Raw genomic sequence first — 13,551 nt, 5'->3', positions numbered from 1 at the left:
ATAGCTTTCCCATCTTCGATGAATACATCTGTTATTCCTCCTCAGATGAGTCTGCCCGAAACCATCAGCCGGACGGCTTTATCCTTTAAAGAGGTTAGACGAGCTAAGTAATATATAAAAAGCTAAAATTCCTTTCCCTGGAAGTTCTCCAGCTCTTTGGCAACGGCTGTTACAAAAGTAGCTCCCAGGCTGCCGTCGATGATCCGGTGGTCGTAGCTCATGCTGATGTACATCATGTGACGGATAGCGATGGAATCGCCCTGCGGCGTTTCAATAACCATCGGGCGCTTTTTGATAGCGCCTACCGCCATGATCGCTGCCTGGGGCTGATTGATGATCGGCGTGCCCATCAGGCTGCCAAACGTGCCCACATTGGTCAGGGTGAAAGTACCTCCCTGTGTGTCGTCTGCTTTGAGCTTGCCGTTACGCGAAGCATTGGCCAGGTGATTTACCTGCTTGGCCAGGCCCACCAGGTTGAGTTGATCGGCATTTTTGATAACCGGTACAATCAGGTTGCCATTGGGTAATGCAGTGGCCATCCCGATATTGATATCTTTCTTTATGATGATCTTGTCTCCGTCAACGGAGCTGTTGATCATGGGGAACCTCTTTATACATTTTACAATGGCTTCCATGAACAAAGGCATAAAAGTAATCTTGGTGCCTTCACGTTTTTCAAAATCTTTTTTTACGGATTCGCGCCACTGAACCAGGTTGGTGACATCGGCCTCACTAAAGCTGGTGACGTGCGGACTGGTATGTACGCTGCGTACCATGTGTTCTGCAATCAGCTTGCGCATCCGGTCCATTTCGATGATTTCCACATTGCCACCGGTATAGGTGCTGGTACCTTGTGATGCTGCGGGCACGGCTGAAGGCGCGGATACTTCTTTGGACACGACCGTATTTGCGGAGCCTTTTCTTTCGGCGATATAGCGAAGCAGGTCATTTTTAGTGACACGGCCTTCGTTACCCGTTCCTTCCAACTGCTCTAATTCACTCAACGGGATCCCTTCGCGCGCCGCTATGTTCAGCACCAATGGGGAATAAAATCTTGCCGACTGGCTCCTGGATTTATGTTCCTTCTTCAATGTGGTAGACACAACTTCCGCTTCGATTTCTTTTTCAGTGCGGGGTGCAGGTGGCGTCTCAACTTTTTCTTCCGGCCTTGCCGTTTCTGCCGCGTCGCCACTGGTCTGGATCCTGGCAATGACGGCGTCAATAGGCACGACGTCATTCTCTTTATATAAGATTTCCGTAATCGTACCTTCTGCTGTGCTGGGCACTTCGCTGTCCACTTTGTCAGTAGCAATTTCCAGCACGGTTTCATCCATTTTTACAGCGTCGCCCACACCTTTCAACCATTTCAGGATGGTTGCTTCCATGATGCTCTCGCCTAGCTTAGGCATTACCAGATCAACAGTTGCCATAATGATATTCGTTTAATTATTTTAACAATGACAGAGCAAGGTTGACACATTCCGATGACGTTCAGCGTGCATGCCCGCTTCATCTTTGTTGGATGATCACCCCAGCGGCCCGACCGCGGACGGCCAGTCAAGGTGCGTCACAAAAGTAGGGAAATGGAAGTTAACGTTTGTCCGCCGCTGCTCAACGTTGTTTCGAGAACAACACCAAAGCATTTCTCATGAATCGGATTATCGCCTAAACTAACCTTTGCGTCACCCTTTGTCCTCTGTGAGCATTTATTTAACGTCATTTGCGATAATAAATTGCCTTAGCAAATTTAACGCTTGCAGTGCTGTTGTCTGGATATTCCGTTGACGGTCAAAGCCCAGGTGCAGCGACTTAGTGATCACCTCCCTGGTGTTGCCTGCGGCGATCCACACTGTTCCGACCGGCTTTTCATCATTGTCCGATGGCGGACCCATGATGCCCGTGGTTGCAACGGCATAATCAGCGCCAAAGGTGTGCAGCGCACCGGCCACCATTTGCCGGGCCGTAGATTCGCTCACTGCGCCTTCAGTTTCCAGGGTTTCATGCCGCACATTCAGGACCTGTTCCTTTACGTTGTTGTTATACGTGACAGCGGCCCCGTTGAAGTGAGAAGAAGATTTAGGTACGCTGGTGATCAGGTGGGCGATATAGCCGCCTGTACAGCTTTCCGCAGTGGCCATCGTTTTCTGCTGTCGCTGCAACAATTGGCCGATGATTATTTCCAACGTGTCATCATTTTCGGCAATAGTGATGGCTTTTAACCGCTGCTTCATTTGTCCATAGAAATTTTGCAATTCCTGTTCCAGCAGGGTTTGATCCGGGCCTCTTCCGGTGAGCCGCAACTTTACCATACCATAGCCCGGCAGGTAGGCTAATTTAATATGAGGCGGCAGGCTGCTCTCGATATCAGAAAGGTGCTCGGCTACAGTAGATTCGCCCATTCCGAAAGTGGACAATACTTTATGGATCACCGCATCGCCCCCGAAATAGGCTATGATCTTTGGAAGCGCTTCTTCAGTAAAGATCTTCTTCATTTCGTAGGGCACGCCCGGCAGAGAGATGACAATTACTTTTTCGCCGGCCTTGTTATCCGTTTCAAACCACATACCTGATGCAGATCCGTGGGCATTGTGCAGGATCGAACAGGACTCGGGCAAATCGGCTTGCCGGATGTTTTGCTCCGACAATACGGTCTTTCTTTTATAGACATTGATGAAAAGATCGTGTATATGCGCGAGCACGGCTTCATTTCTTACCAGCCTCGTGTTGAAGTAATCACAAAGTAGCGGTTTGGTGATATCATCCGCCGTTGGTCCCAGGCCGCCGGTGAGAAGGATCAACCGGGAATAAGTTCTCTCCTCGTCCAACGCCTTCCGTATATCTTCGTACACATCGCCAACGGCGACACGACGCTTTACCCAAATACCCGCCTTGTTCAATTCCTGGCCGATGAAGGCGCTGTTGGTATCGATGGTTTGCCCAATCAGCAATTCATCGCCAATCGTAATGATAGAAGCATTTATTGCTTGCATTCGTATAGATTTATAGTTTCCGATACGACATGGATCTGGTCTTGATCAGTCGTCTTCATGCTTTGGCATGCGATAGCAAAGATTGTGATTTTACCGCTAATTCTACACACACAAAAAGAAGCAGACCTGATATACCTATGAAGGGCGAAGCTGGCTTCAGGCTTAAAGACCGGATTGAATAGATCAAGTATCATGAGTGAAATATTTCAAATAAGCGGTAAGAACAATTAAATTGCGGAACAATTAATCAGTCTCAGGTAGTATTACCTGTATTTTTATCCAGCAAAAAATATTGAAGCTCCATGATGGTGAAAGTTAAAGTGTTGGCAGTTCTGTTTTCCTTCGTGTCGCTGGTTTCTAAAGCCCAGGTCAATCAGGAATTGGCGGATGCCATGAGATCGTTTAATAAAGATGAGCAGCTCCGGTTCGCGACTGCAGGCTTGTATGTTGCCGATGCACAAACCGGTGAACAGCTCTTTGAAGAAAATGGCTTTACCGGCCTGGCACCTGCCTCTACTGAAAAAGTCGTGACGGCAGCTACAGCGATGGAAGTGTTGGGAAAAGATTTTACTTATCAGACGAAGTTTGGCATCGTTAGCACAGGGAGCGGTAAAAGCCTGTATATCCAGGCTTCCGGGGATCCGACATTAGGCAGCTGGCGTTGGGAGGATACCAAAGAAGAGGTGGTGCTTGCGGCGATCCAATCGGCGCTCCAGGCTAAAGGCGTTAAAGAATTGGAGTCGATCATTATCAGCGCGAAGGGCTGGAGCGAGGATGACGGGCTTCCGGCGCGCTGGACCTGGGAAGATTTAGGGCAGTATTACGGCGCAGGATCGCAAGGCCTGAACTGGCGCGAAAATCAGTTCGATCTGATCGTTAAGTCCGGCCCGCGGATAGGCGATCCGGTCACTGTTGTAAAGACCAGGCCCTTTCTATATGATTACACGATCGTTTCAGAGGCCAAAGCGGCAGCCAGGGAGTCGGGAGATCAATCCAGCCTGTATTATCCATCGAAAGGAAATAACTTCAGCGTGCTGAAAGGTACCGTGCCTGCCGGACAAAGTGCCTTTGTAGTGTCGGGCTCTATGTATGATCCCGCGCGGCAATTTGCGAAGACGCTTATCGGTGCATTAAAAGGTAAGGTAAAGATAAAAGAGCGTATCAGTATTACATCAACAGCCAACAGCCAGGTAGACTGGGTATATACGCATACTTCGCCGTCGCTGTCGAAAATCGTGTACTGGTTTTTGAGAAAAAGCGTCAATCTGTATGGTGAAGCTTTGCTGCGCACGGTAGCGCTGAAGCTGAAGGGGACGGCGACAACCGAAAAGGGTGTAGAGGCTGTTCAGGAATTCTGGAAAAATAAAGGCATCGATCCTGAAGAGCTGCATTTATACGATGGTTCGGGCTTATCGCCTCAAAACCGGATCACACCTCATGCAGAAGTGATGGCCCTGCGGTATGCGAAGTCACAGCCCTGGTTCCCGGATTTTTACGAGGCGCTACCTTTATATAATGAGATGAAAATGAAAAGCGGAACCATCAACCGCGTAAAAGGATTTACGGGCTATCAAAAATCCACCAGCGGAAGAGAATATGTTTTTTCAATCATAGTCAACAACTACAATGGAAGCCAGTATTCGCTGATCAGAAAAATGTATAAAGTGCTGGATATATTAAAGGCACGTTAAACTAAAAAACTATATACGGATGAAATTTTCAGAAAAACGTTATGCTGACATGGAATACCGCCGTTGCGGCGACTCAGGTCTGCTGCTCCCTGCCATCTCTCTCGGTCTGTGGCACAACTTCGGAGATGTGGATGACGTGAAAGTGTATCGCAAAACACTCCACACGGCCTTTGATCACGGCATTACTCATTTCGATCTGGCCAATAACTATGGGCCCCCTCCGGGAAGCGCTGAGGCGAACTTCGGGAAGTTATTGCACACAGATTTTAAAGGATATCGTGATGAGTTGATCATTTCTACGAAAGCGGGCTATACGATGTGGGATGGACCCTATGGCGACTGGGGCAGCAAAAAATATTTGGTAAGCAGCCTCGATCAGAGCCTGCAGCGGATGAAGCTCGATTATGTAGACATTTTTTATCACCACCGGCCGGATCCGAACACACCGCTGGAAGAGACGATGGGCGCGCTTGACCTGATCGTCAGGCAGGGGAAGGCCTTGTATGTCGGGATATCCAATTACAAAGCACATGAGGCCAAAAAGGCGATCCAGCTGTTGAAAAAACTGGGAACACCCTGTCTCATTCATCAACCCAAATATTCCATGTATGAGCGCTGGGTAGAAGACGGGTTGCTGGACGTGCTCGAAAAAGCGGGCGTGGGGTGTATTCCGTTCTCACCGCTGGCACAGGGACTACTCACGAATAAGTACCTGAAAGGCATTCCCAAAAGCTCACGGGCCGCCAAGGCACACGGGTTCCTGCAAAAAGAAGCCATTACCGAAGAAAGAATCGACCAATTGAAAAAATTGAACGAAATTGCCGGTGATCGCGGACAAAGCCTGGCGCAGATGGCCCTGGCCTGGTTGCTGAAAGATCAACGCGTGACCTCGGTGCTGGTAGGCGCCAGCAGTGCAGCCCAACTCCTCGATTCTTTAAAATGCCTTTCCAACAAGTCTTTCGACAAAGTAGAATTGAACGCCATTGATAACATATTAAGATCATAAATTGCCTCACCTCTAAATGCAGAAATATGACATTCAAAAAAAGTTGGCCCGTTTGGCTATTGCTTAGCTGCTGTGCTTTTATAGCCATGAAACAGAAGTCCCCTGCAATGCAACAGGAATCTCTGGAAGGCGCATGGACGCTGAGCTACGGAGGGGACGATTTCGCATTGTTATTGCAGGACGGTTATTGCATGTTCACACATTATAACCTGGCGCAAAAGAAATTCATGGTGACTTCGGGAGGTCCTTATACGATTAGTGATGGTTCTATCAGGATCAAGACGCAATTCAATAGCGCTAATAAGTCGGATGTGGGACAGGAACAATCGTATGCCTACCGTCTGGCTGATAATGAGCTGACGACTACTGTGGAAGGTTTTGAGCTGAAATGGAAACGGGTGGATAAGGGAGATAAAAACCTGGCAGGTAACTGGCGCATCACCCAAAGAAAGCAGGACGGCAAGATGGCCGATATCCCGTTGCGATCCAGGCGAACATTGAAACTGCTGACCGCTATCCGTTTTCAATGGGCGGCGATCAATATCGAGACCGGAGAGTTTTCAGGAACAGGTGGCGGTACCTACACTTTTGAAAACGGTAAGTATACCGAAACCATTGAATTCTTTTCAAGAGACAGCTCCCGGGTGGGCATGTCATTATCATTTGATGGCAAGCTTGAAGATGGCAGGTGGATCCATTCAGGCAAAAGCTCTAAAGGCGATCCCATCTATGAAGTGTGGGAGCGGATGAAGTAAGGAGGGAGAATGAGTGATCATTGCGCAAATGTGAGATAGCAGGCGGACAACCTGAATTTGAGGACGCCGTCTGATGGTCACCGTCTGACGTATTGATAACACGATCTGACGGTCTCCGTCTGACCGTATCAATAAAAGAATTATACGAAAGCTGATATATTAATACGGCTTGCACCCGCTTCTTAATTTATCAACTTTTGATCTATCTTAGATACTTCTGCTGCAGAACTCGATGAGCCTTGTTTTTGATATTTTGAACAATAGTATTGTCTTTTTTAGGTGGCAGATAAGTGATGAGTCTTGCTTCTTTTAACGCATTGTGAAAGTCTTTTTTTTTGAGATACAGATCAAGCAATTTATCCTTATAAGCGAATTTGTATGGAATAAAATTGCTTAAATCCTGCTGTATTGAAATAGCGCTTTCAATATTATTTTTAGCTTCGTAAGCCTCTGCTAACATTTTTAAGCAGGCCACAGTATGTAATTTTTTGTTGCTCTTTTCTAATATTCTAATAGCAGAAGGGTTTTGAGCAGTATATAATACAATGCCATAATCAAGTAAAAATTTGTGATCATCTAAAAGCTCAGGATAAAGTATTTGATAGTTTGATAGCCGGGCTGTTTCTGTTAACTGTAGGCTATTTTGAAGTTTTTCCCATTTTCTTACATTGGTAAGTACTTTTATAGATTTATATGTTAGCAGTGATAAAAAGCTACAGACAACTATTTTAAATACGGGTTGATAAGGGATTGTGATTGTATAAAAAACATTGGGCGTTAAATAAGCAACACAAATAGCGAGTATTAGCAACACAGCATTTACATGTAGAGCATACGAGAAAAGACTTGTTATTAGGAGAACTAAAATGACGCATCGAATGTGCCTCGACAGCAGCTCAGACTGCTTAAGCTTTCTAAAAAGCAGCATAAATAAGAGTACCGCCAAGCATAAAAATCCGACCAGCCCGACCTCTAACAATAATTGAAGCGGTTCGTTATATGCCACGTAAACTTCATCTGCATTTAACGTTTCGGAAAGTTTTGCCAACGGTAGAGAGGCGAAGTGATCGATCTGCCATTGGGGATAATGCCTGGGAAACTGGCCGTAACCTATACCAGTCCAAATGTTTTCAGGAAAATGTTTCAGAGAAATTTTCCAAATATTTAAGCGGCCTAATGCAGAAGCGGGCTTAAGATAGACTAAGCTAAAAAGGGACAGCGTTAATCCTAAAAGTAACAAACAGATAATGTAGGGTTTTTTAGAGGCTAATTTTATTTTTGGTACAAAGAGCAGTATTAAATAAAAAACTGCTCCTAATATCGCGGCTCTTGATTGAGTGAAGCACAATAAAATAATGACAGCACTATACACCAGAACCAATAAACTTTCTCTTAGTTTTTTACTCTTGTGAAGACAGCTAAGATAGTAATTTAATATCGGTAAATGGATAACTAAGTAAATGGAATATATTCCGGAGTTCTGTAAATGGCCCTTTATTAAAAGAGGTAAATCTTCATGATGCATATATTGAACAAGAGCTATATATCCCTCAATAAGCTCGAGCGAGAAAAAAAGTAGTACGATGGGCAGTATGATTGTGCGTATAAATTTATTACCAACGATCCTAAGAAGGATGAAGAAACAGAGAAAAATGACTGTATTGCAAAACGTTTCATTTTGAAAATGATAGTTTTCAGATTTTATCAGCAACGGTATGCAGCAAATTAACAATGTGCCTAACACTGCAAGATCAAAAAAGGTATATCGTAATTTTCTTTTAAAAAGTGCTGCAATGATTGTTGTGGCAGACAGCAAACCGCAAACAACCGGAAGCATTAAATAATGTCCATATTCTAAAATCTGTAGATAATTAAAGGAGTAAGTGTATTTGTATAGTGTATAATACAAACACCATACAAACACACCTGTTAAAGCTCCTAAACCTACCTTGTAAATTAAATACTTTATACTCAACCGAGACATTTTTAGTTCTCTGTATCGCTGCCGAAATGAAGAATAGGTGCTGCATAAATAAACTTGCCTTGATTGTTTAGCTCAATATCCAGCATCGGGTATGGCTTCTTCGCTTTTATGACACCTGCTATGAAACGGTTTGGCGCGCTTTGGTTTTGACCTATTTCTTTTTTGTGATGTTCCAGGTAATATTTACCACTCATTACAAAAATGGAACCTGGTTGGATAGAATCAATTTGTATATCCATCCCGCGAAGTACTTCATATTGCAGGTAGCCGTTGTATCTGAATTGCTCATATTTTTTTCTCATTTCTTCTTTGTTGAAATATGTATTTACGACATTGTCATAAAATTTAAACTGCAAGCCCACGGTGTCTCGTAGCTGTGCCGTATCTGTTGGCTGCTCTAATAGATGGTTGTATAAACTCAAGATTGTTTTTTTCGAGCCCGAATCGACGTCGTTAAATTGAATTTGTGGTTTGCAGTTCAAAAAACTCAAGATTAGCATAATTCCTAAAAGTTGTTTCATGATTTTGGTATGGTTACTAAAAAATATTCAAAACAATTGATCAAAAAATGCCTGATACTTTACAGAGATAAATATAATTCCTGCCCAAATAATAACATTTGTGATAATAAAACTCACTCGCTTTGCACGAATGAGTTTTACGAATCCATATACAAAAATGCCGATTAAGTGGACGAAGGCAAAAAACCAGAACCTTAATCCAGCTCCGATAGGACTATAATATTTACTATATTGAAGATCGCTTATAATACTGTAAAAAAGGATCAATAATATGTTTATTAAAATGTACATTAGGATTTTCATGTTGCTATGTTTCTATCACTTAGGGTGTCGCGCAATCCAAATACTTTCCAACCATCCTGATGTTAATTGTGCGATATATAAATTCAATATCAATACAATAAAGTAAGCTATAAATTGATATTGAAGTTCTTTTGAAAATTCAAAATCTTTATTCAAAACTTTCCTCACAATACAATATAGCAATGTCCCGATTGCATGTCGTAATGCCCAGAAAGCAAATTGAAATGCGCTGCCAATAGGTTGAATTTGTTCGTTTTTTAGGAACTGTACAGACACAAAAAATCGATAACTAATGCCTATAAGAAGGTGGATAGCTAAACGTGGAAGAATTTTTCTTTTTGGCATACTAAAAATTGGTTAGTGCCATACTATTCCAGAACTTTTATCTTAATGGGCAATTGCTTGTACAACATATTCAATAATATCCCCAAACAAAAAAAACTGAACAAGGCAGGCAAGTAGGAAGCCTATGCAATTATATTTAAAGCTCCACTTATATTTATTGCCATTGTATAGATTTCCGGTGCATGCGAAAAGTATAAAAAAATGTAACGCAAAATATATAAGCTGCTGGTAGCCTAAAAATGTAAGGGTGGCAAAATCTTTATTTAAAAATCGCCAATAAATAATTGAGCTATAAACGCAGCTTATAGCAAAGTGAAAAAGAAAATGTTCAAGAACTCGTATTGCCATGTAACGTAATAATGTTTAATTGCTTTGTCTACTGCTTTTAGTTGCATTACGTGTACCGATTTGAATATTTGAAGCCATGATTGGTAATAGGTTCATTTATTACCCTTTATAGATTCTGTCCAATTTGCTATCAACAAATAATCTAAGATTAAAAATAGTACAATACTGCATAGAAAACTTAGTATTGAGTATTTAAAAAAGAAAATGAATTTTTTGCGCTGAAAAATACGGAGAATCCCCCCAGTCACAATAATGAATAACAGGTGCAAAATTGCACAGAACCAAAACCTAAGTCCAACAGCTAAAGGATTAAATTTATCAGCATTTATAAATAAATAGTTAATGACAAATGTATATGCCAGCATTATACATATGTTTACTATAAAAAATTTTAAAAATAAGCTCCATGATATATTCGTCATAAAATATTATTTTATCATTATTGTCCGACTAAATTTTGATTAAAATGGCTGTGATTCAGTATAGACAAGCGCTTCAGCGTTTTTTCTATTGCTTAAAAATGGGGGGAGAACCCCCTATGTGCGGAAATCGCTGAAAGCCAATGCTGTAAAGGATTTCGCTTATATTTTTAATATTTTAGTCGGACAACAATGTTATTTTATATTAGAGTGTAGAAATTAGAAAGTATTGTCTGTGCTATTGTTATTGACATTCGCCCCTTGCTCCCGCAGCATTTCTTGTGCCAATTAAAGACTTTGAATCTCCGTTCTCTTTTTTGCTTTTTATAAACTTATACAATCCATTGGGAGTAGTGCCATAGCGAAGGGAAATGACTTCCCCTATTGTAGTTTGAGGAATATAAAAAAACTCACTGCTGGCCATGTTAAATATACCGATGGCAAAATCAGTGCAGTTAAAGTCGTTTAAATCATACTTTTTGTTATTAGCATAATCTTTCGCAAGGTTTTGCGCTTGCATAAATCGTAATCCATCAATAGTTATTGTATATGCTGCGTCATATTCATGCCCGCCATCATCAACTGTTCTACTTCCTACAGGCATACCGAGTACTGATGTTTTTCTTTTCTCAGAAACGGGATAAAAGCCGAACGATCTAGTTACCGATTGACTCCCATTAGTTTTTGTTAATCCTACAAAGGCATGTCCAGGTTCAATATTTTTCGTCAATGCATCGGGGTTGGAGTTATCAGGCAAGTCTGCATAAACAGTAATTGAGTAACTTGCTCCATTATTAGGAATTGAGTTAAAACATTTAAAAAGCTTGTTCAAATCAACTGTTTGCTTATTATTGTTAATATCTGTATTAACAGGAGGTACTTCAATCGTATATCCACCTGTGGAACAATTGCTGCACCCCTGACTATATGGATCTGTAGTAGTGTAAGTGTATTGGTAACTGGGAGACCGATCAAAATAATAATAAAGACTATAAAATGTAGGACTCGAATAATTGTTTTTATATCCATATACAACAACTTCCGGCAACCACTGCCAATCTTCTTCCGGCATATCAGGGCTGGAAATTCCCGCTCCTCTGGCAATTCTTATTTGATCACCATTTGGCGTATATTGAACACTTCGTACAACAGTTTTATTGTTTTGTGTCACCATAATTTTAACAACCCTGTTGTTTGAAACAGAAATTTCTGATATCTTATCACGGGAGAAATTACTTGTTTTTAATACTCCCGCTGTTATAGCCGGTCCTTGCTTCATGTCTGTTACATCCACCCAGTTTCCAATCAACCCCTTATCTGTTTTTCCTACTACCACAAACTTTTTTCCGTTGGAGCCTTTTACATTAAAGCGCGCGCCGATGGGTTCCGTTTCGCTTTTTTTCATCAGGCTGTAATTAGCCAGGTCCAGGGATGCGTATTCTGATTCGGAAATTTGTGTTTTTATAAATTCGGCAGCCTGTTTCGCAAAGGAGTCTTTAAAGGTTACCGTTTGGGTGTCCGTTTTGCGACAGGAAAAATAGGTTAGCAATAGTACTGCCAGTAACGAAAGCATTGTTATTTTTTTCATGGTTTTAATATTTGAAACGAAAATAGACATAGATATATATTAAAATATTTGATATTTATCAAACATTTATTTGTAATAAAACAGTAGTATTGAGTTAAACATTCAGCTATGAGAAACCCTTTATTACTTGTTTTCCTGCTTTGGTTATTTTCCTGCACGTCGTTAAGCTCTGATGAATATAGTAATCTAATACAGCAGTTAGGCAGCAATGAATCTGATTCAATAAAACTTGAAGCGGCTCATTTTTTAATTAAAGAAATAACACTACAAGTTTCTGAAAAGCCCGTATTTCGAAATAATGACAGTATGGCGAACATTTGCCTGGGTTCTTTTGAAAGCGCAAAAGCCTTGACTTCTTTTTTAAAGAGACGAAATTTGATGTTCACTGGTGAATTCATACCCGATGCGGAGTTAGTAGAAGCAAAACGAATTAAAAAAGAGATAGAGTGGTCGGTTGGTTTATGGAACAAATATCCCTGGAATAAAAATGTGCCGAAACATATCTTTTTGGAGTACCTGCTGCCATATAAAATACATAAAGAATACCCCGATGAATGGCGGCGCATGCTAAAGGCACAAACAGATACGCTTTTAAAAAGATGGCAACAGCAATTTATGCAAGCCCGAGCGAACCCTGTTTACTCAAGTAGTAAGGAGTTTTATTACGATTTAATTGTAAACACGGCTTCGAAGTGGTTTACATATGGAGCAGATACAATTAATATAACTGATGACCCGTCTTTTTCAGAGATGCTTACATTAAAGGGTGGCGGATGTAAGAAGGAGGCTTTTTTTAATGCTTATGTATTGAGGAGTGCAGGTATCCCTGCTACGGTTGACATCATCCCGTATTGGGGAAGTAAAAACGGGTCTCACGCAGCGGATGTATATTGGAATAGTGAGGAAAATAAAATGGTTGCGGGGCCTGGCAGAAGTATCAGGAGAGCAGCTAAGGTATTCCGATTGACCTTTAAAAATCATAATAGTTGGAACAAAGACATTAAACCATACGTTGTTGAGAGCGATTTTTTGCTAAACTACCTCAGAAATGATTACTGGGTAGATGTGACAAATGAACATGTAGCAACAAGCGATATAAGCATTCCCATTAAAATGGACATAAACACGCCGCCATTTGCTTACTTATGTGTTTACAATTATGGACAATGGGTGCCGGTTTTTTGGGGACGTATTTCCAAAGGTAAAGGCCTTTTTAAAAATATGGGTCGCAATATCCTGTATCGCGTTGCATTGCCATCTTTTGAAGGATATGATTTTATCGGTAAAATATTCCTGCTCGACTCAACAGGGAAGGTAAAATTTTTCCAACCCGCTTATCAAAACAGACAAAAAATGAGACTTACAAAAATGAATACCGGAAGCGAAATGTGGGTTTCAAAAAGTGAATCGTATACGCTTTATGTGCTCAATGCAAAAAATAATTGGGATGTAGTTTTGCAAAAGCCTTGCACTAAGGACTCGGTAATAGAGTTCAACCATGTTCCCTCTGGTAGTTTATATCGTCTGGTAAAAAATAACGGCTCTAAGATTTTTGAAAGAATATTTGCCTACAAAGATCGCCAACAGGTATGGTATTAAAC

General features: G+C 41.6%; 10 protein-coding genes. 4 read left to right on the top strand and 6 right to left on the bottom strand.

Annotation, left to right across the window (positions count from 1 at the left end; all coding sequences use genetic code 11):
* Positions 1 to 122: 122 nt before the first annotated feature.
* Positions 123 to 1,430 carry a dihydrolipoamide acetyltransferase family protein gene (locus tag ACU37H_RS07060; RefSeq protein WP_472702236.1) on the bottom strand — a complete coding sequence of 436 codons (1,308 nt, stop codon included), beginning with the start codon at positions 1,428 to 1,430 and terminating at the stop codon, positions 123 to 125.
* 276 nt (positions 1,431 to 1,706) lie between these two features.
* Positions 1,707 to 2,990 carry a CinA family nicotinamide mononucleotide deamidase-related protein gene (locus ACU37H_RS07055; protein ID WP_472702237.1) on the bottom strand — a complete coding sequence of 428 codons (1,284 nt, stop codon included), beginning with the start codon at positions 2,988 to 2,990 and terminating at the stop codon, positions 1,707 to 1,709.
* 302 nt (positions 2,991 to 3,292) lie between these two features.
* Between ACU37H_RS07055 and dacB the strand changes: the two genes are divergently transcribed.
* The 3 genes from dacB (at position 3,293) to ACU37H_RS07040 (ending at position 6,442) form a co-directional block, all read left to right on the top strand.
* A complete protein-coding gene (dacB, locus tag ACU37H_RS07050) occupies positions 3,293 to 4,681 on the top strand; it encodes a D-alanyl-D-alanine carboxypeptidase/D-alanyl-D-alanine endopeptidase (protein ID WP_472702238.1) in 1,389 nt (462 codons plus the stop codon).
* Between the two features lie 19 nt (positions 4,682 to 4,700).
* Complete coding sequence (gene mgrA / locus ACU37H_RS07045) at positions 4,701 to 5,687, top strand: L-glyceraldehyde 3-phosphate reductase (protein ID WP_472702239.1); 987 nt, start codon at positions 4,701 to 4,703, stop codon at positions 5,685 to 5,687.
* A gap of 107 nt (positions 5,688 to 5,794) precedes the next feature.
* Complete coding sequence (locus ACU37H_RS07040) at positions 5,795 to 6,442, top strand: hypothetical protein (protein WP_472702240.1); 648 nt, start codon at positions 5,795 to 5,797, stop codon at positions 6,440 to 6,442.
* A 202-nt stretch (positions 6,443 to 6,644) separates the two neighbouring features.
* Here ACU37H_RS07040 and ACU37H_RS07035 read toward each other — a convergent pair whose 3' ends face one another.
* The 4 genes from ACU37H_RS07035 to ACU37H_RS07020 all read right to left on the bottom strand — a co-directional run bounded on the left by ACU37H_RS07035 (position 6,645) and on the right by ACU37H_RS07020 (position 11,950).
* Positions 6,645 to 8,417 (bottom strand): O-antigen ligase family protein, encoded by a 1,773-nt coding sequence (locus ACU37H_RS07035; protein ID WP_472702241.1) that lies wholly within the window; start codon positions 8,415 to 8,417, stop codon positions 6,645 to 6,647.
* 11 nt (positions 8,418 to 8,428) lie between these two features.
* Positions 8,429 to 8,947 (bottom strand): hypothetical protein, encoded by a 519-nt coding sequence (locus tag ACU37H_RS07030; protein WP_472702242.1) that lies wholly within the window; start codon positions 8,945 to 8,947, stop codon positions 8,429 to 8,431.
* Positions 8,948 to 9,265: 318 nt separating this feature from the next.
* Positions 9,266 to 9,595, bottom strand: coding sequence for a hypothetical protein (locus tag ACU37H_RS07025; RefSeq protein WP_472702243.1), 330 nt, complete (start codon positions 9,593 to 9,595; stop codon positions 9,266 to 9,268).
* Positions 9,596 to 10,606: 1,011 nt separating this feature from the next.
* Positions 10,607 to 11,950 carry a hypothetical protein gene (locus tag ACU37H_RS07020; RefSeq protein WP_494407595.1) on the bottom strand — a complete coding sequence of 448 codons (1,344 nt, stop codon included), beginning with the start codon at positions 11,948 to 11,950 and terminating at the stop codon, positions 10,607 to 10,609.
* Between the two features lie 108 nt (positions 11,951 to 12,058).
* On the opposite strand from ACU37H_RS07020, the gene ACU37H_RS07015 reads away from it, so the two are divergent.
* Positions 12,059 to 13,549 carry a hypothetical protein gene (locus tag ACU37H_RS07015; RefSeq protein ID WP_472702245.1) on the top strand — a complete coding sequence of 497 codons (1,491 nt, stop codon included), beginning with the start codon at positions 12,059 to 12,061 and terminating at the stop codon, positions 13,547 to 13,549.
* Positions 13,550 to 13,551: the final 2 nt, after the last annotated feature.

Source organism: Niabella sp. ZPM-14 (assembly GCF_055693045.2).
This window is presented reverse-complemented; position numbering and strand designations above follow the sequence as displayed.

Coding starts and splice junctions, on each gene's coding strand:
- ACU37H_RS07060 (WP_472702236.1), bottom strand. CDS start 1,430: ATGGCAACTGTTGATCTGGTAATGCCTAAGCTAGGCGAGAGCATCATG.
- ACU37H_RS07055 (WP_472702237.1), bottom strand. CDS start 2,990: ATGCAAGCAATAAATGCTTCTATCATTACGATTGGCGATGAATTGCTG.
- dacB (WP_472702238.1), top strand. CDS start 3,293: ATGATGGTGAAAGTTAAAGTGTTGGCAGTTCTGTTTTCCTTCGTGTCG.
- mgrA (WP_472702239.1), top strand. CDS start 4,701: ATGAAATTTTCAGAAAAACGTTATGCTGACATGGAATACCGCCGTTGC.
- ACU37H_RS07040 (WP_472702240.1), top strand. CDS start 5,795: ATGCAACAGGAATCTCTGGAAGGCGCATGGACGCTGAGCTACGGAGGG.
- ACU37H_RS07030 (WP_472702242.1), bottom strand. CDS start 8,947: ATGAAACAACTTTTAGGAATTATGCTAATCTTGAGTTTTTTGAACTGC.
- ACU37H_RS07025 (WP_472702243.1), bottom strand. CDS start 9,595: ATGCCAAAAAGAAAAATTCTTCCACGTTTAGCTATCCACCTTCTTATA.
- ACU37H_RS07020 (WP_494407595.1), bottom strand. CDS start 11,950: ATGAAAAAAATAACAATGCTTTCGTTACTGGCAGTACTATTGCTAACC.
- ACU37H_RS07015 (WP_472702245.1), top strand. CDS start 12,059: ATGAGAAACCCTTTATTACTTGTTTTCCTGCTTTGGTTATTTTCCTGC.